We start from the raw sequence: 20,550 nt of genomic DNA, 5'->3' as shown, positions 1-20,550 counted from the left end.
TCCGGCTCCGGGGCACGGCGCCCGCTGCGGGGCGACCGGGCACCGCAGTAGGGTGGTCCGCGCAACGCACACGCGGGAGCCCGGCGCACCGGGCTGAGAGGGAGGCGGACGGCCTCCGACCGTACGAACCTGATCCGGGTCATGCCGGCGAAGGGAGGAGCTGGAACCCATGCACGTGGTGATGGTGGGCGGCGGCGTGATCGGCCTGGTGACGGCCTGGCGGGCGGCGCAGCGCGGGATGCGGGTCACGGTCGTGGACCCGGCGCCGGGCGGCGGCGCGGCCCGGGTGGCCGCCGGCATGCTGGCGGCGGTGACCGAACTGCACTTCGGCGAAGAGCGGTTGCTGGCCCTCAACCTGGCCTCGGCCGAGGGCTACGCGGACTTCGCCGCCGAACTGACCGAGGCGACCGGGCAGGACGTCGGCTACCGCGCCTGCGGCACCCTCGCCGTCGCGCTCGACGCCGACGACCGGGCCCACCTGCGGGACCTGCACGCCCTCCAGCAGCGCTGCGGGCTGGACGCGCGCTGGCTCACCGGGCGGGAGTGCCGGCGGCTGGAGCCGATGCTCGCGCCGGGCGTGCGCGGCGGCCTGCGCGTCGACGGCGACCACCAGGTGGACCCCCGGCGGCTGGCCGACGCCCTGCTGACCGCCGGTGGGCGGGCGGGCGTCACCTTCCGGCGGGCGCGGGCCGAGCGGCTGCTGCTCGCCGGGGACGCCGGGGGTCGCGCGGTGGGCGTGGCCCTCGACGACGGCACCGAGCTGGGCGGCGACACCGTCGTGCTGGCCGGGGGCAGCGAGAGCGGCCGCCTCGCCGGGGTGCCCGACGGCGTCCTGCCGCCGGTGCGGCCCGTCAAGGGCCAGGTGCTGCGGCTGCGCATGCCCGAGGCGCCGGGGCCGCCCTTCCTCTCCCGCACCGTGCGGGCCGTGGTGCGGGGCGGGCAGGTGTACCTGGTGCCGCGCGCGGACGGCGAGCTGGTCATCGGGGCCACGAGCGAGGAGCTGGGCTGGGACACGACCGTCACGGCCGGCGGCGTCTACGAGCTGCTGCGCGACGCCCATGAGCTGGTCCCCGGTCTGACGGAGCTGCCACTCGTGGAGACGCGTGCCGGGCTGCGCCCGTGCTCCCCGGACAACGCGCCGGTGCTGGGTCCGAGCGCGCTGCCGGGCCTCCAGCTGGCCACCGGCCACTACCGCAACGGCGTCCTGCTGACGCCCGTCACCGGTGACGCCCTGGCCGCGTCGCTGGCCACGGGCGTGCTGCCGGACGTCGCCCGCCCCTTCAGCCCGCTGCGCTTCCGCTCCGGCGACGCCGCGTCCGCCGTCCCGCCCCGACAGGAGCTGCCCGTATGAGCCGGATGACGATCCGCGTCAACGGCGAGGAGCGCTCGGAGGCGGCCGGGACCACCCTCGACGCCCTCGTCGCGACGCTGACCACCGCCCCCTCCGGCGTCGCCGCCGCCGTCAACGAGACGGTCGTGCCGCGGGGCCGCTGGGCCACCACCGCGCTCGCCGAGGGCGACCGGGTGGAGGTCCTGACCGCAGTCCAAGGAGGCTGACCCATGACGACGGACACCCCGACGGTGCGCGCGGCCGACGACCCGCTGAGGATCGGCGACCTCACCCTCTCCTCCCGGCTCATCATGGGCACCGGCGGCGCGCCGAGCCTGGAGACCATGGAGCGTGCCCTCATCGCCTCCGGCACCGAGCTGACCACCGTGGCGATGCGCCGCGTGGACGCCTCGGTGCACGGCTCGGTGCTCTCCGTGCTCGACCGCCTCGGCATCCGCGTCCTGCCCAACACCGCCGGCTGCTTCACGGCGGGCGAGGCCGTCCTGACGGCCCGGCTGGCCCGCGAGGCCCTGGGCACGGAGCTGGTGAAGCTGGAGGTCATCGCGGACGAACGCACCCTGCTGCCCGACCCGGTGGAGACGCTGGACGCGGCCGAGACCCTCGTCGACGACGGGTTCACCGTGCTCCCCTACACCAACGACGACCCCGTGCTCGCCCGCAGGCTCGAGGACGTGGGGTGCGCGGCGATCATGCCGCTGGGCTCACCCATCGGCTCGGGCCTCGGCATCCGCAACCCGCACAACTTCCAGCTCATCACCGAACGCGCGGGCGTCCCCGTCGTCCTGGACGCCGGGGCCGGGACGGCGTCCGACGTCGCGCTCGCGATGGAGCTGGGCTGCGCGGCGGTGATGCTCGCCTCGGCCGTCACGCGGGCGCAGGAGCCGGTGCTCATGGCCGCCGCCATGCGGCACGCGGTGGAGGCGGGACGCCTGGCCCGCCGCGCGGGACGCATCCCGCGCCGGCACTTCGCCCAGGCGTCGTCCCCGGCGGACGGCGTCGCCGACCTGGACCCGGAGCGGCCCGCGTTCACGCACTGACGTACGATCCGGCGACCCCCGTTCGATGATCGCCGAAGGACGCCTGCTGCATGAGTCACCACCCCCCGTTCGGTCCGGCGTACGGCGGGAGCCCGTACGCGCCGCCCCGCCCGACGAACGGCCTGGCGGTCGCGTCCCTGGTGTGCGCGCTCACCTGCCTGCCGCCGGTGGGCCTGGTCCTGGGCGTCATCGCCCTCGTCCAGCTCCGTCGGCGCCACGAGAGCGGCAAGGGCATGGCCGTGGCCGGCGTGGTCGTCTCGGCCGTGTCGTTGGTGATCATCGCCGTGTCCGTGGTGCTGGCCGTGATCGCCGGGGAGGAGCCGGACGAGGACGGCCGCGCGGCCGGGACCACCGCCCCCACCCGCATCGACCCGGCCACCATCGAGCCGGGTGACTGCTTCAACCTGGGCACCCTCTCCTCGGAGGAGGAGACCGAGCACGGCTCCGCAGGGCTCGTTCCGTGCGACGAGCCGCACCAGGCCGAGGCCTACGCCGTCCTGAGCATGGACGAGGGCCCCTGGCCGGGTGACGACGCGGTCGCCGAGTGGGTCGGTGAGCACTGCGAGCAGCGCGTCGACGACTACATCCTCGACAGCTGGACCGTGCCGTTCGACGTCTTCCCCTACCACCTGCAGCCGACGTCCCTCACGTGGGCGAACGGCGACCGGGGGGTCATCTGCTCGTACGCCCACGAGGAGCGGGCGCTGGAGGGCTCGCTGCGGGTCGACGCGAGCATGCTCGACGAGGAGCAGGTCTTCTTCCTGACGCGCATCGGCCACGTCGACGCGGCCTACGGGGAGCAGCCGGCCTTCGAGGACCTCGACGCGCAGCGGCAGTGGGCGGAGGACCTCTCCGGGACGCTCACCTACGAGGCGGACGTGTTGCACGGGCACGACTGGGAGGACGCGGCGCGGAAACCGGCGGCCGGGCTCGTCGAGGAGATACGCGCGGCGGCGGCGCTCTGGGAGGACGCGTCGGGTGCCGCGGACGCCGCCGCCTACGAGGACGCCTACGACGCCGCGTTCGCCGCTCTGGACCTGGAGACCGAAGTCTCGCTGCGCCGGGCACTCGACCTGGAGTCGGACCCGTCGATCGCCTTCCCGTCGGACGACGAGTACACGACGGAGCCTGCCGACGAGGCGCCCGCCGCCGACGTCTGACGTCCCGCCCCGGCGGGCGCGGCGGGCCGGTGGGGAGGGGGCCGGGAGCCGACGGCACGGGGAGGGTGCGGGTTCGTCACCGTTCCGCTGCAGTGCGGCGCGGGGCCTGGCGGTCCGCACACGGCGTCCGTGGCGGCTCGTAGAATCCCCGTGTGGATGCGACCCTTCAGGACCCGATGATCGGGCACGTGCTGGACGGGCGGTACCGCGTCGAGGCGCGGATCGCGGCCGGCGGCATGGCGACGGTCTACCGGGCGGTGGACACCCGGCTGGACCGGGTCCTCGCCCTGAAGGTGATGCACCCGTCCCTGGCGCACGACGGCAGTTTCGTCGAGCGGTTCATCCGCGAGGCCAGGGCCGTCGCCCGCCTCGACCACCCCAACGTCGTGGGCGTCTTCGACCAGGGCATGGACGGCTCGTACGTGTACCTGGCGATGGAGTACGTCGCCGGATGCACTCTGCGGGACGTCCTCGTGCGGCGCGGGGCGCTCCAGCCGCGGGCCGCGCTGGACATCCTGGAGCCGATACTGGCCGCGCTGGGCGCCGCCCACCGGGCCGGGCTCGTGCACCGGGACGTGAAGCCGGAGAACGTGCTGATCGGCGACGACGGCCGGGTGAAGGTCGCGGACTTCGGCCTCGTGCGGGCCGTGGACGCGCAGACGGCCCTGTCGACGACGTCGGTGATGGGCACGGTCTCCTACCTCTCCCCCGAGCACATCGAGCACGGGATCACGGACACCAGTGCCGACGTCTACGCGTGCGGCGTGATGCTCTACGAGATGCTGACCGGACGCAAGCCGCACACGGGGACCACCCCGGCGCAGGTGCTCTACCAGCATCTGCGGGAGGACGTGCCGCCGCCGTCCGACGCCGTGCCGGGGCTGGCGCGCCCGCTCGACGCCCTGGTGGCGCGCGGCACGGCACGCGACGCCTCGGCGCGCCCGGCGGACGCCGCCGTGATGCTGGCCGAGCTGCGGGCCGTCCGGGCCGGGCTGACCGTGGCCGACCTGGACCTCGTCCCGCCGCAGGCCCGTGCCGACGACGGCGGGGGCGACCGGGCCACGACGGTGCTGCCCCGGGTCGGACGACGGGGCGGACGACGGGGCGGTGCGCGGGCCGACGCCGCCGAGCACACGAGCGTCCTGCCCTCGGCCCCGCTGCTGCCGCGTCTGGAGGAGGAGGAGGAGCCCCCTGCGGGGCCGCATCGCCGCGCGACGGCCCCGCGCGGAGGCGGGCGCCGCTCCCCCGGGCTGCTCGTGGGCCTGGTGCTGCTGCTCGTCGTCGGGGTGGGGGCGGGCGTCTGGTACATCAACTCCGGGCAGTTCACGCGGACGCCCAGCGTGCTACGGCTGCCCCTCGCGGAGGCGGAGCGCCGGCTCGACGAGGCGGGGCTGCGGACGCGGGTGGAAGAGGTGCACAGCGCGAGCGTCGACGAGGGGCTGATCGTCAGCAGCGACCCCGGTCCCGGCACGCGCGTGCGGGGCAACGCCACGGTGACGATCAGGGTCTCGCAGGGGCCGGACGTGGTCGCCGTTCCCGAGCTGGAGGGCGTACCGCTGGCGGACGCCCGTCGGCGGCTGACGGACGCCGAGCTGGAGCCGACGACGGTCACGCGCGAGTTCAGCTCCTCCGTGGACCGGGGCGCCGTCATCCGCACCGAGCCACCGGCGGGTACCGAGCGTCGGCCGGGCACCGCGATCGAACTGGTCGTCTCCAAGGGCGAGCGCGTCGAGGTGCCGGACGTCGCCGGGGCCGACCGGGAGGACGCCCGCAAGACGCTGGAGCGGGCCGGCTTCGAGGTGGAGTTCTCCGCCGAGCGGGCGCACTCGGCGCAGGAGCCCGGGACCGTCGCCCGTCAGTCGCCGCGTGCGGGGGCCACGGCGGCGGAGGGCGACACCGTGACGCTGACCGTCTCCAAGGGGCCGGAGTCGGTGACCGTGCCGGACGTCGTCGGGCAGGACCAGGACGCGGCCGTGGCGGCGCTGGAGGAGGCGGGCTTCAAGGTCACCGTGCGGAACCTCTTCTTCCTGGGCACGGTCTTCAACCAGTCCGTGGACGGCGGCGAGAAGGCCCCGAAGGGGTCCAGCATCACGATCTGGGTCCGCTGAGGCGGCTCGACCGCGCGGGACGGCCGGGCGTCGCGGCGGGCCGGGCACGACTGCCGCCCCAGCGGTGCGGGAAACGATCACGAGAGGCCCGCGCTACCGTGCGGCCCTCCGGGGAGACGCGACGGCAGGAGGGCCGATGACCGGCGACGACGGGGACCGGCTGCCGCCCGACGAGGTGCTGGCGGCGATCGCCTATGTGGAGGCCGCCTTCCGGGGCGACCGGGACGCCCAGCGGGCACTCGTCCACCGCGACGAGGACGAGCGGCCGATGCCCGTCGTGCTGGCCGCGTTCGCGCAGCAGGTCATCGGCGCGCTCATGGACACCGTGCACGGCGTCGGCGACGACCTGCCCCCGCCCGAGCTGGCGGCGGCGCGGGCGCGCAAGGAGGCCGACGTGACGGTCCGCGTGTCGGCGGTGCTGTCCGCCACGCTGGCGGCCTGGGCCGCCAGCAGCGACGAGCGGGCGTCGGACGCGATGGCGCACAGCGTCATCGCCTACGTCCAGGCGGTCGGGGCGGCGCCGAACGACGACATCCTGCCGCTGCTCGCCCGGCTGCGGGCCGCCGCGCTGCGCGCCGCCGGGCGCTCCTGAGATCCGTTCACAGTGCGTGCGAAAGCAACTTCGGGCGGTCTCCCACGCTCCCCGGCGCTGTGATCCGCCGCATAGGGCGCACGTCACGTACGACCGGGATTAGTGGACATGTCGCCCATTAGGCAGGGCGGAAACGGACAAACCAGCCCCCATGGCCTACGACGCCGGATCGTAGGTCACACCTTTGCCAGCGGGTTTTCCAGTCGCTAACAATCATTCACGTCGCATGGCGCCGTAGACGTGAACGGCTCCGCGCCGCTCAGGCCTGCGACATCAGCGATCTGGAAGAGGTTCGACCCCGCATGCCCAGCATCAAGCCGGAATCCAGGATTTCGACCGAGCTCCGCATGATCCCGGAGCACCTCCGCAATGAGCTTCCCGGTTACCTCCAGGAGCTCAAGGCAAACATCAAGGCCGTTCCCGGTCAGCTGCGCGAGACGCCCGCCCACCTGCGCGAGGTGCCCGCCCACCTCCGCGACGTCCCGGCGTTCGCCCGGAGCCTGACGCGCGACCAGCGGCACTCCGCGGCCGTCATATCCGGCGCCGCCGCCGCGGCCGTCGCCCTGACGCTGGTGCCGACGACCAGCTCCGCGCAGGAGAACACCACCGTGGCCGAGGCTCCGGCCTCCGTCGTCCTCGGCGAGGGCGCGGGCGGCCAGCTCAAGAGCCTGCAGGAGCAGCAGGAGGCCGCCGACACCCGCGCCGCCGAGGCGGCGGCGAAGGCGGCCGCCGAGGCCGAGAAGGCGGAGAAGGCCGAGCGGCAGGCCGCCGCCGAGGCCAAGGCGAAGAAGGAGCGCGAGGCGCAGGCCGCCGCCGACCGCAGCAAGCGCGCCGAGAAGCCGGCCGCCGCCGAGCAGCCGAAGCAGTACCCGAACAACCTCGACGGGTGGATCAGCGAGGCCATGGACATCATGGACGAGCACGACATCCCCGGCAGCTACGACCGCATCAAGTGGAACATCATGCGGGAGTCCAGCGGCGACCCGAACGCGATCAACGACTGGGACATCAACGCCCGCAACGGCGTGCCCTCCATCGGTCTGCTCCAGGTGATCAAGCCGACCTTCGACGCCTACCACGTCGAGGGCACCGAGCGCAGCCAGTGGGACCCGGTCGCCAACATCGTCGCGGCCTGCAACTACGCCGCCGACCGCTACGGCTCCATCGACAACGTGTGGAGCGCGTACTGAGCCACCCCGGAGCGGGTGAACACGGGGATGGCACCCTGAGCGGGTGAACGATTCCCCCCAGCAGCGACACCACGACGCGGCGCCCGGACCCTCCGGGCGCCGCGTCCGCAATCCCGTCGGCGCCCACGTCCCCGTGGCCGGCGGACTGGCCGCCGTCGGGCTCCCCTACGCCCGGGAGCTCGGGGCCGAGGCCGTGCAGGTCTTCGTCGCCAACCCCCGGGGCTGGGCCACGCCCACGGGGAACCCGCGGGAGGACGAGCGGTTCCGGGAGCACTGCGCGGCCGAGGGCCTCCCGGCGTACGTGCACGCGCCGTACCTGATCAACTTCGGTTCCCACACCCCGGCCACGGCCGAGCGTTCCGTCGCCTCGCTGCGCCACTCCCTGCGGCGCGGCCGCGACATCGGGGCGCTCGGCGTCGTCGTGCACACCGGGTCGGCGACGGGCGGGCGGGAGCGGTCCGTCGCGCTGGAGCAGGTGCGTGAGCTGGTCCGCCCGCTGCTGGCGGAGCTGACCCACGACGACGACCCGTGGCTGCTGCTGGAGCCCACGGCCGGGCAGGGTGCCTCCCTGTGCTCGCTGGCCGAGGACCTGGGGCCGTACCTGGACGCCCTGGACCGGCATCCCCGGGTGGGGGTGTGCCTGGACACCTGCCACGCCTTCGCGGCCGGACACGACCTCGCGGCGCCGGGCGGAACGAAGGCGCTGCTGGACGAGCTCGTGGACGTCGCCGGTCCCGGCCGGCTGCGTCTGATCCACGCGAACGACTCCCAGGACGTCGTGGGCGCGCACAAGGACCGGCACGAGAACATCGGCGCCGGGCACATCGGCGCGGAGGCGTTCGGGGAGCTGTTCGGGCATCCGGCCACCGACGGCGTGCCGCTGGTCATCGAGACGCCCGGCGGGACGGCCGGGCACCGGGCGGACGTGGCCCGGCTCAAGGCCCTGCGGGCGCGCCGGACCCCCTGAGCGCGGCCCCTGAGCGCGGCCCGTACGCACGAACGGTGGGCCCGGACGGTCCGCACCGTCCGGGCCCACCGTCGCGTGACGAGGGGTGCCGCGCCGTGGCTCAGCCGGCGGACTCGGGGCCGCCCAGCATCGCCGAGGCGTGCTGGAACGGGCTGAGGCCGGGCTGCGACGAGGCCTCGGCGGCCTCCTCGGGGGCGGAGCGGCAGGTGAAACCGAGAAGCGTCATGGCCCGGCGGACCTCGCCCGCGCTGAAGTCCCTGCGGTCCTGGCCGGTGACGACCTGGCCCACCTGCTTGAGGGGGTAGTGGCGGCGGCCGATGATGACGGACTCTCCGGTCACCGGCTCGGGCTTGACGCCCTTCATCGTCTCCAGCACGGCGCTCTTGGTCAGGTTGAACGGGAAGCGGGCGATGATGCAGCGCATGAGGACCTCACGGGGGATGGGGTACGGACGGCCGGACGTGCGGTGGGGGTGCGGCGAGTGCGGACGGCCGCTCAGGCAGCGGTGTCGTAGGGCGGACGGCGACGGGCGCTGCGGCGCGTGGCCTGCCCGGGACGGCCGCCCCGACGGCCGCGCGACGCTCCGCCGGACTCGGCGCGGGCGGGCGCGGCGATGGTGACCGGGATGCCGGAGGGTGCCTGAGCGCCCGTGATCCGCTGGAGTTCGACCTCTCCCGAGCGCACCTGCGTGGTCTGCGGGACGATGCCCGCCGCCGTCATCAGCCGGGCCATCGCCCGGCGCTGGCTGGGGGTGACGAGGGTGACCACGCTGCCGGACTCGCCGGCCCGCGCGGTACGCCCGCCACGGTGCAGGTAGTCCTTGGGGTCCGTGGGCGGGTCGACGTTGACGACGAGGTCCAGGTTGTCGACGTGGATGCCGCGCGCGGCCACGTTGGTCGCCACGAGCACCGTGACGTGCCCGGTCTTGAACTGCGCGAGCGTCCGGGTGCGCTGGGGCTGGGACTTCCCGCCGTGCAGGGCGGCGGCGCGCACCCCGCTGCCGAGCAGGTCCCGGGTGAGCCGGTCCACCGCGTGCTTGGTGTCCAGGAACATGATGACCCGGCCGTCGCGGGCGGCGATCTCGGTCGTCGCGCTGCGCTTGTCCGTGTCGTGGACGTGCAGCACGTGGTGCTCCATCGTGGTGACCGCGCCCGCCGAGGGGTCGACGGAGTGGACGACGGGGTCCGTCAGGTAGCGGCGGACCAGCAGGTCGACGTTGCGGTCGAGCGTCGCGGAGAACAGCATCCGCTGTCCCTCGTCACGCACCTGGTTGAGCAGGGCCGTGACCTGGGGCATGAAACCCATGTCGGCCATCTGGTCGGCCTCGTCGAGCACGGTGATGGCCACCTGGTCGAGGCCGCAGTCGCCCCGGTCCAGCAGGTCCTTCAGCCGTCCCGGGGTGGCGACGACGACCTCGGCGCCCGACCGCAGGGCGCTCGCCTGCCGGCCGATCGACATGCCGCCGACGACCGTGGCCAGCCGGACCCGGACCGCCCGGGCGTAGGGCGTGAGGGCGTCGGTGACCTGCTGGGCGAGCTCCCGGGTGGGGACGAGGACGAGACCGAGCGGCCGACGCGGCTCGGCCCGCTGTCCGGCGGTCCGGGCCAGCAGGGCCAGGCCGAAGGCCAGCGTCTTGCCGGAGCCGGTCCGGCCCCGCCCGAGCACGTCACGCCCCGCGAGGGTGTTCGGGAGGGTGGCGCCCTGGATCGGGAAGGGCACGCTCACGCCCTCGGCGCTCAGCGCGGCGAGCAGCGGCGCCGGCATGTCGAGATCGGCGAACGACTCGACGGCGGGCAGCGGGGGCGTGGTCGTGCGGGGAAGGGCGAACTCCCCCTGGACGGGCACGGGCCGGCGGACGGGACCACCGGAGCGGACGGGCCCGCCGGAACGGCCGGCGCCGGAGGGGCGGGGGCGGCCGACGCGGCCGGAGCCGCCGGTGCGCTGGGAGAAGCGGTCATTGGAACGTGTGCGGTTCATACGGAACCTTCCTTGATGCGGCACGTATCAAGGAATTCCCGCAGCGAAAAAGAGCAGCGCGGAGGATCACGAGAACGGGCCGAGTGCAAACTCAGATGGCCCGACCGGAGAAAGAATCAGCATTCCGCATGGATACGGTTCGAAGGGCCGGCGAGTTCGCCGGGTTCAACGGTTTCCTGCGGAGTGCGGTCCGGAGCTGGGCCTGATGTCGGATGGCCGGGGCGGTCGGATCATCCCGGCCTGCGGGATGATCGGGAAAAGCGGCCGACCGCGCCGGTTTCGCGGAACGAGCCGGGGCCCGCACCCTTCAGGTGCGGGCCCCGGCTCTTCTGCAGTGCGTGTCGCGTCAGGCGACGGAGATGTTCTCCGCCGTCGGGCCCTTCTGGCCCTGCGCGATGTCGAAGGTCACCTTCTGACCCTCGAGCAGCTCACGGAAGCCCTGGGCGGCGATGTTCGAGTAGTGGGCGAACACGTCAGCGCCGCCACCGTCCTGCTCGATGAAGCCGAAGCCCTTTTCCGAGTTGAACCACTTCACGGTACCAGATGCCATAACAATTCTCCTTCGGGGCAGTGCCCGGGGCTCCGCACCGTGCGGACCCCGCGTCGCCGCGATGATTAGCCCGTCCGGAAAACCGGAAATACATAAGTGCTGCTCCCGGTTTTGGCGTCCGGGAGCGGCACTCGAAGTCTGGGGAACCACAACTGCAACTGATATCGACAGTAGCACGGGGCGACCGGCCCCGGCGCGGTGAACATTCTCCCCGGTCCGCCGTACGAGGTAGCGCTCTCGCGGCCCGGCCGGGTTTCTCATTCCGCCGTCGCAGTTTTTGCCAGGCCCGGACCGGAGCGTTCTGCCGAAGGGGCCACCCGTGCCGGTGCCGGCGTCGGGGGCTGCGGGCCCGACCCGAGGGGTGCGGCGTCAGGCGGTGTCGGCGTCGCGCCGGGGCCCGGCCTCCGAACGCCGCAGTTCCTCGTTCATGCGCCGGGCCTCCTCCAACTGGTCCTCAAGGATGACGATCCGGCAGGCGGCCTCGATGGGCGTGCCCTGGTCGACCAGTTCCCGGGCGCGGGCGGCGATCTTCAGCTGGTAGCGGGAGTAGCGGCGGTGCCCGCCCTCCGAGCGCAGCGGGGTGATCAGGCGAGCTTCGCCGATCGCCCGCAGGAAGCCGGGCGTGGTGCCGAGCATGTCGGCGGCCCGGCCCATCGTGTAGGCGGGGTAGTCGTCGTCGTCGAGACGGTCGAAGGAGTCTTCTGCGGTCATGGGCACCTCTGGTCGGACAACACATCGAGGGGCCCTGGTGCCGTACGGCACCAGGGCCCCGAGGGACGTGAACACCATCTCCCGGCCTATCGCGGGGCCGGGTTCCTCAGTGCGCACTCCCCTGAGTCAGGGGACGTGCGCGGGGATCGCGGATTCGTGACCGTGTGACCACCTTCCGTTCCGGGGCCTGCGGTTCCCGGGCCGACCGCGGCCGCCCCGGGCGATCCTGATGGCGTCTACCTCCTTCTCTCTTTCCTCACTCCTGCACTGCGGAACACGCGGCTCTCCCGAGCCGCAGGCCCGGCGGCCAGCGACAGAGCCCTCACACTCGCCCGGCTCCAGCACTCCACCGCCGTGCCACAACCTCTGGTACGGCTGCGCGGCAGTGCATCCCTGCCGCGCCGTCTTTGATCTCTTGGCTACAGAAAGAACACTAAGCCCGACCGAACCCGGATGTCTACTCTCGCCGCGACAGTTTTTCTCTCCGTCTCGCCCGTGGAGTGCTCGGTCGCCCCTCGGGCGAGCGCGCGAGACCACCGTCGGAACCGACGCGAGGAGAGGATCGAAGGAGTGCGGGGTCACACCGGACCGGCCGGGCGCTTCGGCGCCACGCGACCGTCTAGAGCTCGGGGCCCTCGCCCGGCTCCTCCTGGTAGGAGTAGCGCTGCTCGCGCCAGGGGTCGCCGAGGTTGTGGTAGCCGCGCTCCTCCCAGAAGCCGCGACGGTCGGCCGTCATGTACTCCACGCCGCGCACCCACTTCGGGCCCTTCCAGGCGTAGAGGTGGGGCACGACGAGACGGATGGGGAAGCCGTGTTCGGCGGTCAGGAGTTCTCCGGCCCGGTGGGTGGCGAACACGGCGTGCTCGGCCGTGAAGTCCTCCAGCCGCAGGTTGGCGCTGTAGCCGTACTCGGCCCAGACCATGACGTGCGTGACCCCCTCGGCCGGGGGCGCCAGGGAGAGGAGGGTGCGCGCCCGCACGCCGCCCCACTCGACGCCGCGCATGCTGAACTTCGTCACGCAGTGCAGGTCGGCCGTGACGGTGTCGTAGGGCAGCGCGGAGAACTCCTCGTGCGTCCAGGCGTGCTTGTCGCCGTCCACCGTGGCACCGAAGACGCGGAAGTCCCACCGCTCGGGCTTGAACTTGGGGACGGGCCCGTAGTGCGTCACCGGCCAGCCGCGCTGGAGCCGCTGACCCGGCGGGAGCTCTGCGTTCTCCGCTGCGCGGCTCTCCGGCTGACCCATGGTTCCATGGTGACAGACCCGGGCACACGGCCAGGACGAGGCCCCGTCCAGCCCCTGGAATCAGGGCATTTCGGTAAGCCTTCACTTACTGGACGCACCCGTGCGCGGGTGCGAGGATTCGGCGCACCATACGCCGATCTTCGTGATGGGAAGGAGCCCGTGCCATGCAGGGCGACCCCGAGGTCATCGAGTTCCTCAACGAACAGCTGACCGCCGAGCTGACCGCGATCAACCAGTACTTCCTGCACGCCAAGATGCAGGAGAACTTCGGCTGGACGAAGCTCGCCACGTACACGCGCGCGGAGTCCTTCGACGAGATGAAGCACGCCGAGCGGCTCACCGACCGCATCCTGTTCCTGGAGGGGCTGCCGAACTACCAGCGGCTGTTCCACGTGCGCGTCGGCCAGACCGTCACGGAGATGTTCCAGGCCGACCGGCAGATCGAGGTCGAGGCCATCGACCGGCTGCGCCGGGGCATCGAGGTGATGCGGGCCAAGGGCGACATCACCTCGGCCAACATCTTCGAGGAGATCCTCGCCGACGAGGAACACCACATCGACTACCTGGACACGCAGCTGGAGCTGATCGAGAAGCTCGGCGAGGCGCTCTACATCGCGCAGTTGATCGAGCAGCCGAGCACGTGACGGCGGCGGGCGTCCGGCCCGTCAGGCCGCTTCGGCGACCGCGTCGGCCGGCTGCGCCTCGGCGCTGAGCGCGGGCAGCCCCTGCTCGACGCGCTCACGGCGGGGGCAGGACCCCCGGCCCAGGATGCCCTGGATGCGGCGGACACAGGACCCGCAGTCCGTGCCCGCCTTGCAGGCGGAGGCGATCTGCCGCGGCGTGCAGGCCCCGGCGTCCGCGTGCTGACGTACCTGCTGCTCGGTGATCCCGAAGCACGAGCAGACGTACACGCGGTCACCTCCCGGGGCACGGACGGGCCCAGGAGGGCCCGTGATCAATTAGGTTAACCTAACCTTACCCTGTTGCCCAGAACCCGAAAAGCCCACTGGGGCGCGGATCGCTGTGACCCGCGCCCCAGACGCATGCGGTGAGCGCCGCCGTGGCGGCCCCTCACTGGTGGCGATACATCTCCGCGACCAGGAAGGCGAGGTCGAGCGACTGGCTGCGGTTCAGCCGGGGGTCGCAGGCCGTCTCGTAGCGCTGGTGCAGGTCGTCGACGAAGATCTCGTCCCCGCCGCCCACGCACTCGGTGACGTCGTCACCGGTCAGCTCCACGTGGATGCCGCCCGGGTGCGTGCCCAGCCCCTTGTGCACCTCGAAGAAGCCCTTGACCTCGTCCAGCACGTCGTCGAAGCGCCGGGTCTTGTGGCCGGAGGCGGCCTCGAAGGTGTTGCCGTGCATGGGGTCGCACACCCACGCCACCTGGGCGCCGGAGGCGGTGACCTTCTCCACCAGCGTGGGGAGGCGGTCGCGCACCTTGTCGGCGCCCATGCGCGCGATGAACGTCAGCCGGCCGGGCTCACGGTCCGGGTCCAGGCGGTCGATCAGCGCGAGCGCCTCCTCCGGCGTCGTCGTCGGGCCGAGCTTGACGCCGAGCGGGTTGCGGATCTGCGCACAGAACTCCACGTGGGCGTGGTCGAGCTGGCGGGTGCGCTCACCGATCCACACCATGTGCCCGGACACGTCGTACAGCTTGCCGCTGCGCGAGTCCACCCGGGTGAGGGCGGCCTCGTAGTCGAGCAGCAGCGCCTCGTGGGAGGCGAAGAACTCGACCGTCTTGAACTCCTCCGGGTCCACCCCGCAGGCGTTCATGAAGTTGAGCGCCCGATCGATCTCCCGGGCGAGCGCCTCGTAGCGCTGACCGGAGGGCGAGTTCTTGACGAAGTCCTGGTTCCAGGCGTGCACCTGCCGCAGATCCGCGTAGCCGCCGGTGGTGAAGGCGCGCACCAGGTTCAGCGTCGAGGCGGACGCCTGGTACATGCGCTTCAGCCGCGCCGGGTCGGGGCGGCGGGCCTCCGGGGTGAACTCGAAGCCGTTCACCGAGTCGCCCCGGTAGGTCGGCAGCGTCACACCGTCGCGCGTCTCGGTGGGCTTGGAACGCGGCTTGCTGTACTGGCCGGCGATGCGGCCGACCTTCACCACGGGGACGGACCCGGCGTAGGTGAGAACGGCACCCATCTGCAGGAGCGTCTTCAGCTTGTTGCGGATGTGCTCCGCCGACACCCCGTCGAACGCCTCCGCGCAGTCACCGCCCTGCAGGAGGAACGCCTCGCCCCGGGCGACGGCAGCCAGGCGGTCCTTGAGCTGGTCGCACTCACCGGCGAAGACCAGCGGCGGATAGGACTCGAGCTCGGCGATCACATCGCGCAGAGCCGTCGAGTCCGGGTAGTCGGGCTGCTGCGCCGCGGGAAGATTCCGCCAGGTGGCGGTCGAGGTGCTGCTCTCAGCGTTCACGGTCACGGCACCCAGGTTACGGCGTCACGGCGGACCTTCCGGCCCCCGACCGCCAGATGAGACGGCGTTCTCATCCGGCCACCCGGCCGCGTGACGCCGGTCACGGGAGGCCGGGGACGGGAACGGCGCCACCCCGGCGGGACGGAACCCGCCGGAGTGGCGCCGTGGAGCCCTCGGGCCTCAGTCGAGGGAGGCCAGCGCCTGGTTGAGGGTCTTCGACGGCCGCATCACGGCGGCGGTCTTCGCCTCGTCGGGCTGGTAGTAGCCGCCGATGTCGGCCGGGGAGCCCTGCACGGCCACCAGCTCGTCGACGATGGTCGACTCCTGCTCGGCCAGCGTCCGGGCGAGGTCGCCGAAGGCCTCGGCGAGCTGCGTGTCGTCACTCTGGCGCGCCAGCTCCTGGGCCCAGTACAGGGCCAGGTAGAAGTGGCTGCCACGGTTGTCGATTCCGCCGACCCTGCGGCTGGGCGACTTGTTCTCGCTGAGGAACGTGGCCGTCGCACGGTCCAGCGTGTCGGCGAGGACCTGGGCGCGGGCGTTGTCGGTGCTCTGCGCGAGGTGCTCGAAGGAGACGGCCAGCGCCAGGAACTCGCCGAGGCTGTCCCAGCGCAGGTAGTTCTCCTTCACCAGCTGCTGCACGTGCTTGGGGGCCGAGCCGCCCGCACCCGTCTCGAAGAGGCCGCCGCCGTTGATCAGCGGGACGACGGACAGCATCTTCGCGCTGGTGCCCAGCTCCAGGATCGGGAAGAGGTCGGTCAGGTAGTCGCGCAGGACGTTGCCGGTGACGGAGATCGTGTTCTCCCCCCGGCGGATGCGCTCCAGCGAGAACGCGATCGCGTCGACCGGCGCCATGATCTCGATGCGCAGGCCCTCGGTGTCGTGCTCCGGCAGGTACTCCCTGACCTTGGCGATGAGGTTCGCGTCGTGCGCGCGGCCCTCGTCCAGCCAGAACACGGCCGGGTCGCCGGTGGCCCGCGCGCGGGTCACGGCCAGCTTCACCCAGTCGCGGACGGGGACGTCCTTCGTCTGGCACATGCGCCAGATGTCGCCCTCGCTGACGGTGTGCTCCAGCACCAGGGCGCCGTCCTGGTCGGTGACGCGGACGGTGCCGGTGGCCGGGATCTCGAAGGTCTTGTCGTGGCTGCCGTACTCCTCGGCCTTCTGCGCCATGAGGCCGACGTTGGGCACCGAGCCCATCGTCGACGGGTCGTAGGCGCCGTTGGCCCGGCAGTCGTCGACGACCACCTGGTAGATGCCGGCGTAGCTGCTGTCGGGGATGACCGCGAGCGTGTCGGCCTCCTCGCCGTCCGGGCCCCACATGTGCCCGGAGGTGCGGATCATCGCGGGCATGGACGCGTCCACGATGACGTCGGAGGGCACGTGCAGGTTGGTGATGCCCCGGTCGGAGTCGACCATCGCCAGCTCCGGCCCCTCGGCCAGCTCGGCGTCGAAGGACGCCTTGATCGCCTCGCCCTCGGGCAGGTTCTCCAGGCCCTTCCAGATGCCCCCGAGGCCGTCGTTGGGCGTCAGGCCCGCCGAGGCCAGCACCTCGCCGTAGCGGGCGAAGGTCTTCGGGAAGAAGGCGCGCACGACGTGGCCGAAGATGATCGGGTCGGAGACCTTCATCATCGTGGCCTTCAGGTGCACGGAGAACAGCACGCCCTCGGCCTTGGCGCGCGCCACCTGCTCCTTCAGGAACTCGCGCAGCACGGCGACGCGCATGACGGCGGAGTCGACGATCTCGCCCGCCTGCACGGGTACCGACTCGCGCAGCACCGTCGTGGAGCCGTCGTCGCCCACCAGCTCGATGCGCAGCGCGCCGTCCTTCACGATGACGGCCGACTTCTCGGTGGACCGGAAGTCGTCACCGGTCATGTGGGCGACGTTGGTCTTGGAGTCGGGGCTCCACGCGCCCATGCGGTGCGGGTGCGCCTTGGCGTAGTTCTTCACCGAGGCCGGGGCGCGGCGGTCGGAGTTGCCCTCCCGCAGCACGGGGTTCACCGCGCTGCCCTTGACCTTGTCGTAGCGGGCGCGGACGTCGCGCTCCTCGTCGGTCTTGGGGTCGTCCGGGTAGTCGGGCAGGTCGTAGCCCTGCTCCTGCAGCTCCGCGATCGTGGCCTTCAGCTGCGGGATGGACGCCGAGATGTTCGGCAGCTTGATGATGTTGGCCTGCGGGGTCTTGGCCAGCTCGCCGAGGGCGGCCAGGGAGTCCTCGACGCGCTGGGAGGCGTCCAGCCGCTCGGGGAAGCTCGCGAGGATCCGGCCGGCGAGTGAGATGTCGCGCGTCTCCACGCGGACCCCGGCCGTCGCGGCGTACGCCCTGACCACCGGCAGGAACGAATACGTCGCCAGGGCCGGCGCCTCATCGGTGTGCGTGTAGATGATGGTCGAGTCTGTCACCGGGTGCTCCGCTCCACGATTGCAACATTGCTCGACATCAAGATATCTCGTGCCCCGCCCCCGCCTCGACCGGGCTCCAAGCCACCTTCCCGCCCCGACCCACCCTCCACACCGCCCTCGGCCCGGTGGGGTCAGAGCCAGCCTGCCGTGAGGGCGAGGGTGGCGGGGACGGGCACTAGGACGGCGGCACCGAGCCAGCGGCGCAGCGGCCAGCCCTCCTGACGGGGCATGGCCACGTCGACGACGAGCAGGGCCCCGAGGACCACGACACCGCCGACGGCCGCCCCGGCCATGGCCCCGGCCACGTGGTCCTCGGCCTCCTTGTCGCAGCCGAGCCCGCTGACGCAGTCCACCAGCGGGTACTCGACGACGAGCCAGTGCAGACAGAAGGCGGGGACGATCGCGAGGACGCCGATCAGCAGGTTGGCCAGGGCGGCCACCACGACGCCGCCTCCCGGGGCGTCCTCGCGGTCGCGGTGCACGGCATCCCCCTCCGTCGGGCCCGGTGTTCCCTTCCGGCCCGGTAGATGAACGACAGGGAGGGCGGGTTCCGCCGGTCGGGGCGCGGCTACCGCGCGTGGTGGGCGGCGGCCGAGAACGTCAGCAGCTGGGCGTCGAGCAGGGTGAGGTCGCCCTGACGGGCGGCGGAGGCGTAGGCGTTGAGCAGGGCCTTCGTCGAGCGCAGGGCGGCCGGGGAGCGTCGCAGCAGGGGCTTCGTCCACTGACCGACGACCTTGTCCAGCTCCGCGTCGGGCACCACGCGGTGGGCCACGCCGATCCGCTCGGCCTCGGCGGCGTCGAAGATGCGGGTGGTCAGGATGAGTTCGCGGATACGGGCGGCCCCGACCTCGTACAGCAGGCGCTGGAGGGCGCCGCCCCAGGCGGTGGGCAGACCGAGGCCGAGTTCGGGCAGCCGGAGGCGGGCGCCCTCGGCGGCGACGCGCAGGTCGCAGTGGAGTGCCAGACCGAGGCCCGCGCCGATGACCTTGCCGTGCAGCCGGGCGATCGTGGCGACGGGGGCGCTGGCCAGGGCCTCGCAGACGCGGCGGGCCTTGCCGCCGAGTGCGTGGAGGCCCGCGCCCGTGGGGTCCTGGTCGAGGAGGGTGCCGAACTCCTCGCGCGCTCCTCCCTGGCAGAAGTCGTCCCCGGCCCCGGAGAGCACCAGGACGCGGAGGTCGGTGCTGTCGTGCACGGCGGCGAGCACGGTGAGGAGGTCGTCGAGCATGGGGACGTCGACGGCGTTGCCCGCCTCGGGGCGGTTCAGCCGGACGTTCAGGACGGCGCCGTCCCGCTCGACGTGGAGGGTCTTGAGGTCACCGGCGGGGAAGGGCTGTTCGGACACAGGGGTTCCTTGGTTCTGGGGAGCGTGGGCCTGGGGGGTGGCGTGGGGCGTGGTGTGTGTGGGGGGTGTGTGTGGGGGGGTGGCGTGGTGTGTGGGGGGGGGTGGCGTGGGGCGTGCGGGCGGACGGCTCAGCGCACGGCGACGGGCAGCGAGGCGAGGTACCGGAAGGCGGCGCGGGGCGCGACCCACGTGGGCGGCGCGGCGACACGGAGCGTGGGGAAGCGGCGCAGCACGGCGCGGATGAGGACGGCGGCCTCCATCCGCGCGAGGGGCGCCCCGAGGCAGTAGTGGATGCCGCCGCCGAAGGCCAGGTGGGAGCCGCCCCGGTGGATGTCGAAGGTCCCGGGGTCGGGGAACTGGACGGGGTCGTGGTGGGCGGCGCCGATCATGACGTGCACCATCTCGCCCCGGGCGACGGGGACGCCGGCGAGCTCCGTGTCCTCGGCGGCGATCCGGCCGTGGACGTGCACGGGGGCGTCGTAGCGCAGGCACTCCTCGATGGCCGTGGGGACGTCCTCCGGGTGCGCGCGCAGCCACGCGCGCGCTTCCGGGTTCTGGTCGAGCAGCCAGATCACGGTGGACAGCACGGAGGAGGTCGTCTCCAGCGCCGCCATGACGACGAACTTGGCGAGGTGGTGGACGTTCCGGTCGGCCTGTTCCCGGTCGGGCTCGATGGAGTCCCACATGCGCAGCCAGTCGGAGACGGCGTCGTCCCCGGGGTGCTCGCGGCGTGCGCGGACCACGTCGGCGATGTACTCGCCCAGCCGGATGGCGGAGCGGTCTGCCTGGGCGAGCTGGCTCTTGGTGGGCACGAGTTCCTGCGGCAGGGCCTGGTCGTGCGTGAGGACGATCAGTTCGTCGTAGTCCTCGGGGGGCAGCCCCAGCCAGTGCCCGATGACGGAGACGGGGAGCTGTTCGCTCACCAGGGTGGCGAAGTCCGCCTCTCCGGAGGCCAGTTTCTCCTCCAGCCGGTCGAGCAACCGCTCGGATATGCGCTCGATCGGGTCGTACAGCGCTTCCAGGGCCGTTCTTCCGAAATATCCCGCGGGGACGCTGCGTTGTTGCGTATGTTCAGGGGGGTTGAGGCCGGGCAGGCTGCGACTCCACTCCACCGAGGAGGGGTTGTTCCAGCGTTCGGCCGCGTTCTCCTGGCGGTTCCGCCAGGCGGTGTCGGGGGTGAGCCACTGCCGGGAGCGCCGCAGCACCTCGTCGCACGCCTCGTAGGAGGTCGCCAGGTACCCGCCCCAGGGGGCGGGTACCACTGGACCGAGGGCGAGCAGCTTCGCGTAGACGGGCCGGGGGTCGGCCTGCCCGTTCGCGGAGCGCAGTCGGGAGATCAGTGCGGCGACGGTCCGCCGGTCGACTCGGGGGGCAAGGGCTGTTCGCTCCACGGAGGCTCCTCATCTGCGATGTGATCAAATCCGCGGAGCGACCTACCCCTCTGCTCGAACGTTCATCCAAACCGGTCGAGTTTTTCGAATCGTTGCCTTTCTCACACCCTGCGCAA

General features: G+C 72.6%; 20 protein-coding genes and 1 riboswitch. Of the genes, 9 read left to right on the top strand and 11 right to left on the bottom strand.

Going from position 1 to position 20,550, the window contains the following annotated elements; translation table 11 throughout:
- Positions 1 to 62 precede the first annotated feature (62 nt).
- A riboswitch (TPP riboswitch) is annotated at positions 63 to 174 on the top strand.
- The 8 genes from thiO to V6D49_RS21850 all read left to right on the top strand — a co-directional run bounded on the left by thiO (position 170) and on the right by V6D49_RS21850 (position 8,405).
- Positions 170 to 1,351 carry a glycine oxidase ThiO gene (thiO, locus tag V6D49_RS21885; RefSeq protein WP_340562179.1) on the top strand — a complete coding sequence of 394 codons (1,182 nt, stop codon included), beginning with the start codon at positions 170 to 172 and terminating at the stop codon, positions 1,349 to 1,351. (Overlaps the previous riboswitch by 5 nt.)
- A 5-nt stretch (positions 1,352 to 1,356) precedes the next feature.
- Complete coding sequence (thiS, locus tag V6D49_RS21880; RefSeq protein ID WP_445330656.1) at positions 1,357 to 1,557, top strand: sulfur carrier protein ThiS; 201 nt, start codon at positions 1,357 to 1,359, stop codon at positions 1,555 to 1,557.
- A gap of 3 nt (positions 1,558 to 1,560) precedes the next feature.
- Positions 1,561 to 2,388 carry a thiazole synthase gene (locus tag V6D49_RS21875; protein WP_340562177.1) on the top strand — a complete coding sequence of 276 codons (828 nt, stop codon included), beginning with the start codon at positions 1,561 to 1,563 and terminating at the stop codon, positions 2,386 to 2,388.
- A gap of 50 nt (positions 2,389 to 2,438) precedes the next feature.
- Positions 2,439 to 3,548: a DUF4190 domain-containing protein gene (locus V6D49_RS21870; protein ID WP_340562175.1), complete on the top strand. Its 1,110-nt coding sequence runs from the start codon at positions 2,439 to 2,441 to the stop codon at positions 3,546 to 3,548.
- Positions 3,549 to 3,700: 152 nt separating this feature from the next.
- Complete coding sequence (gene pknB / locus V6D49_RS21865; RefSeq protein WP_340562173.1) at positions 3,701 to 5,656, top strand: Stk1 family PASTA domain-containing Ser/Thr kinase; 1,956 nt, start codon at positions 3,701 to 3,703, stop codon at positions 5,654 to 5,656.
- A gap of 136 nt (positions 5,657 to 5,792) precedes the next feature.
- Positions 5,793 to 6,248 carry a hypothetical protein gene (locus V6D49_RS21860; RefSeq protein WP_340562171.1) on the top strand — a complete coding sequence of 152 codons (456 nt, stop codon included), beginning with the start codon at positions 5,793 to 5,795 and terminating at the stop codon, positions 6,246 to 6,248.
- A 302-nt stretch (positions 6,249 to 6,550) separates the two neighbouring features.
- A complete protein-coding gene (locus tag V6D49_RS21855) occupies positions 6,551 to 7,438 on the top strand; it encodes a transglycosylase SLT domain-containing protein (protein WP_340562170.1) in 888 nt (295 codons plus the stop codon).
- Positions 7,439 to 7,481: 43 nt separating this feature from the next.
- The gene (locus V6D49_RS21850; protein WP_340562169.1) at positions 7,482 to 8,405 is read left to right on the top strand and encodes a deoxyribonuclease IV; all 924 of its coding nucleotides are present in this window, start codon (positions 7,482 to 7,484) and stop codon (positions 8,403 to 8,405) included.
- A 100-nt stretch (positions 8,406 to 8,505) separates the two neighbouring features.
- On the opposite strand, the gene V6D49_RS21845 is transcribed toward V6D49_RS21850, so the two are convergent.
- The 5 genes from V6D49_RS21845 to V6D49_RS21825 form a co-directional block, all read right to left on the bottom strand.
- On the bottom strand, positions 8,506 to 8,829 hold the full coding sequence (locus V6D49_RS21845; protein ID WP_340562167.1) for an SCO5918 family protein: 324 nt from the start codon (positions 8,827 to 8,829) through the stop codon (positions 8,506 to 8,508).
- Between the two features lie 71 nt (positions 8,830 to 8,900).
- Complete coding sequence (locus V6D49_RS21840) at positions 8,901 to 10,382, bottom strand: DEAD/DEAH box helicase (RefSeq protein WP_340562166.1); 1,482 nt, start codon at positions 10,380 to 10,382, stop codon at positions 8,901 to 8,903.
- Positions 10,383 to 10,728: 346 nt separating this feature from the next.
- On the bottom strand, positions 10,729 to 10,932 hold the full coding sequence (locus V6D49_RS21835; RefSeq protein WP_340562164.1) for a cold-shock protein: 204 nt from the start codon (positions 10,930 to 10,932) through the stop codon (positions 10,729 to 10,731).
- Positions 10,933 to 11,301: 369 nt separating this feature from the next.
- Entirely contained in the window at positions 11,302 to 11,643 is a 342-nt protein-coding gene (locus V6D49_RS21830; protein WP_340562163.1) for a MerR family transcriptional regulator, read from the bottom strand.
- A 619-nt stretch (positions 11,644 to 12,262) separates the two neighbouring features.
- Positions 12,263 to 12,886, bottom strand: a complete 624-nt coding sequence (locus V6D49_RS21825) for a sulfite oxidase-like oxidoreductase (protein WP_340562161.1) — start codon at positions 12,884 to 12,886, stop codon at positions 12,263 to 12,265.
- Positions 12,887 to 13,050: 164 nt separating this feature from the next.
- On the opposite strand from V6D49_RS21825, the gene bfr reads away from it, so the two are divergent.
- Positions 13,051 to 13,530, top strand: coding sequence for a bacterioferritin (bfr, locus tag V6D49_RS21820; protein ID WP_340562159.1), 480 nt, complete (start codon positions 13,051 to 13,053; stop codon positions 13,528 to 13,530).
- A gap of 21 nt (positions 13,531 to 13,551) precedes the next feature.
- Here the strand turns inward: bfr and V6D49_RS21815 are convergent, their stop codons facing one another.
- The 6 genes from V6D49_RS21815 to V6D49_RS21790 form a co-directional block, all read right to left on the bottom strand.
- The gene (locus V6D49_RS21815) at positions 13,552 to 13,797 is read right to left on the bottom strand and encodes a (2Fe-2S)-binding protein (protein WP_340562157.1); all 246 of its coding nucleotides are present in this window, start codon (positions 13,795 to 13,797) and stop codon (positions 13,552 to 13,554) included.
- Positions 13,798 to 13,957: 160 nt separating this feature from the next.
- Entirely contained in the window at positions 13,958 to 15,307 is a 1,350-nt protein-coding gene (locus tag V6D49_RS21810) for a class II 3-deoxy-7-phosphoheptulonate synthase (protein WP_340562156.1), read from the bottom strand.
- A 174-nt stretch (positions 15,308 to 15,481) separates the two neighbouring features.
- Entirely contained in the window at positions 15,482 to 17,701 is a 2,220-nt protein-coding gene (locus V6D49_RS21805) for an NADP-dependent isocitrate dehydrogenase (RefSeq protein ID WP_340562154.1), read from the bottom strand.
- Positions 17,702 to 17,832: 131 nt separating this feature from the next.
- The gene (locus tag V6D49_RS21800; protein ID WP_340562153.1) at positions 17,833 to 18,183 is read right to left on the bottom strand and encodes a hypothetical protein; all 351 of its coding nucleotides are present in this window, start codon (positions 18,181 to 18,183) and stop codon (positions 17,833 to 17,835) included.
- 86 nt (positions 18,184 to 18,269) lie between these two features.
- Positions 18,270 to 19,043 carry an enoyl-CoA hydratase/isomerase family protein gene (locus V6D49_RS21795; protein WP_340562151.1) on the bottom strand — a complete coding sequence of 258 codons (774 nt, stop codon included), beginning with the start codon at positions 19,041 to 19,043 and terminating at the stop codon, positions 18,270 to 18,272.
- A 128-nt stretch (positions 19,044 to 19,171) separates the two neighbouring features.
- Positions 19,172 to 20,434, bottom strand: coding sequence for a cytochrome P450 (locus tag V6D49_RS21790; RefSeq protein WP_340562149.1), 1,263 nt, complete (start codon positions 20,432 to 20,434; stop codon positions 19,172 to 19,174).
- Between the last annotated feature and the right edge of the window lie 116 nt (positions 20,435 to 20,550).

Source organism: Streptomyces sp. GSL17-111 (genome assembly GCF_037911585.1).
Taxonomy (GTDB): Bacteria; Actinomycetota; Actinomycetes; order Streptomycetales; family Streptomycetaceae; genus Streptomyces.
The sequence above is the reverse complement of the archived record's forward strand: the minus strand, read 5'-3'. Positions and strand labels throughout refer to the sequence as shown.

Coding starts and splice junctions, on each gene's coding strand:
- V6D49_RS21870 (WP_340562175.1), top strand. CDS start 2,439: ATGAGTCACCACCCCCCGTTCGGTCCGGCGTACGGCGGGAGCCCGTAC.
- V6D49_RS21860 (WP_340562171.1), top strand. CDS start 5,793: ATGACCGGCGACGACGGGGACCGGCTGCCGCCCGACGAGGTGCTGGCG.
- V6D49_RS21835 (WP_340562164.1), bottom strand. CDS start 10,932: ATGGCATCTGGTACCGTGAAGTGGTTCAACTCGGAAAAGGGCTTCGGC.
- V6D49_RS21830 (WP_340562163.1), bottom strand. CDS start 11,643: ATGACCGCAGAAGACTCCTTCGACCGTCTCGACGACGACGACTACCCC.
- V6D49_RS21825 (WP_340562161.1), bottom strand. CDS start 12,886: ATGGGTCAGCCGGAGAGCCGCGCAGCGGAGAACGCAGAGCTCCCGCCG.
- V6D49_RS21855 (WP_340562170.1), top strand. CDS start 6,551: ATGCCCAGCATCAAGCCGGAATCCAGGATTTCGACCGAGCTCCGCATG.
- thiS (WP_445330656.1), top strand. CDS start 1,357: ATGACGATCCGCGTCAACGGCGAGGAGCGCTCGGAGGCGGCCGGGACC.
- V6D49_RS21840 (WP_340562166.1), bottom strand. CDS start 10,382: ATGAACCGCACACGTTCCAATGACCGCTTCTCCCAGCGCACCGGCGGC.
- V6D49_RS21845 (WP_340562167.1), bottom strand. CDS start 8,829: ATGCGCTGCATCATCGCCCGCTTCCCGTTCAACCTGACCAAGAGCGCC.
- V6D49_RS21875 (WP_340562177.1), top strand. CDS start 1,561: ATGACGACGGACACCCCGACGGTGCGCGCGGCCGACGACCCGCTGAGG.
- thiO (WP_340562179.1), top strand. CDS start 170: ATGCACGTGGTGATGGTGGGCGGCGGCGTGATCGGCCTGGTGACGGCC.
- bfr (WP_340562159.1), top strand. CDS start 13,051: ATGCAGGGCGACCCCGAGGTCATCGAGTTCCTCAACGAACAGCTGACC.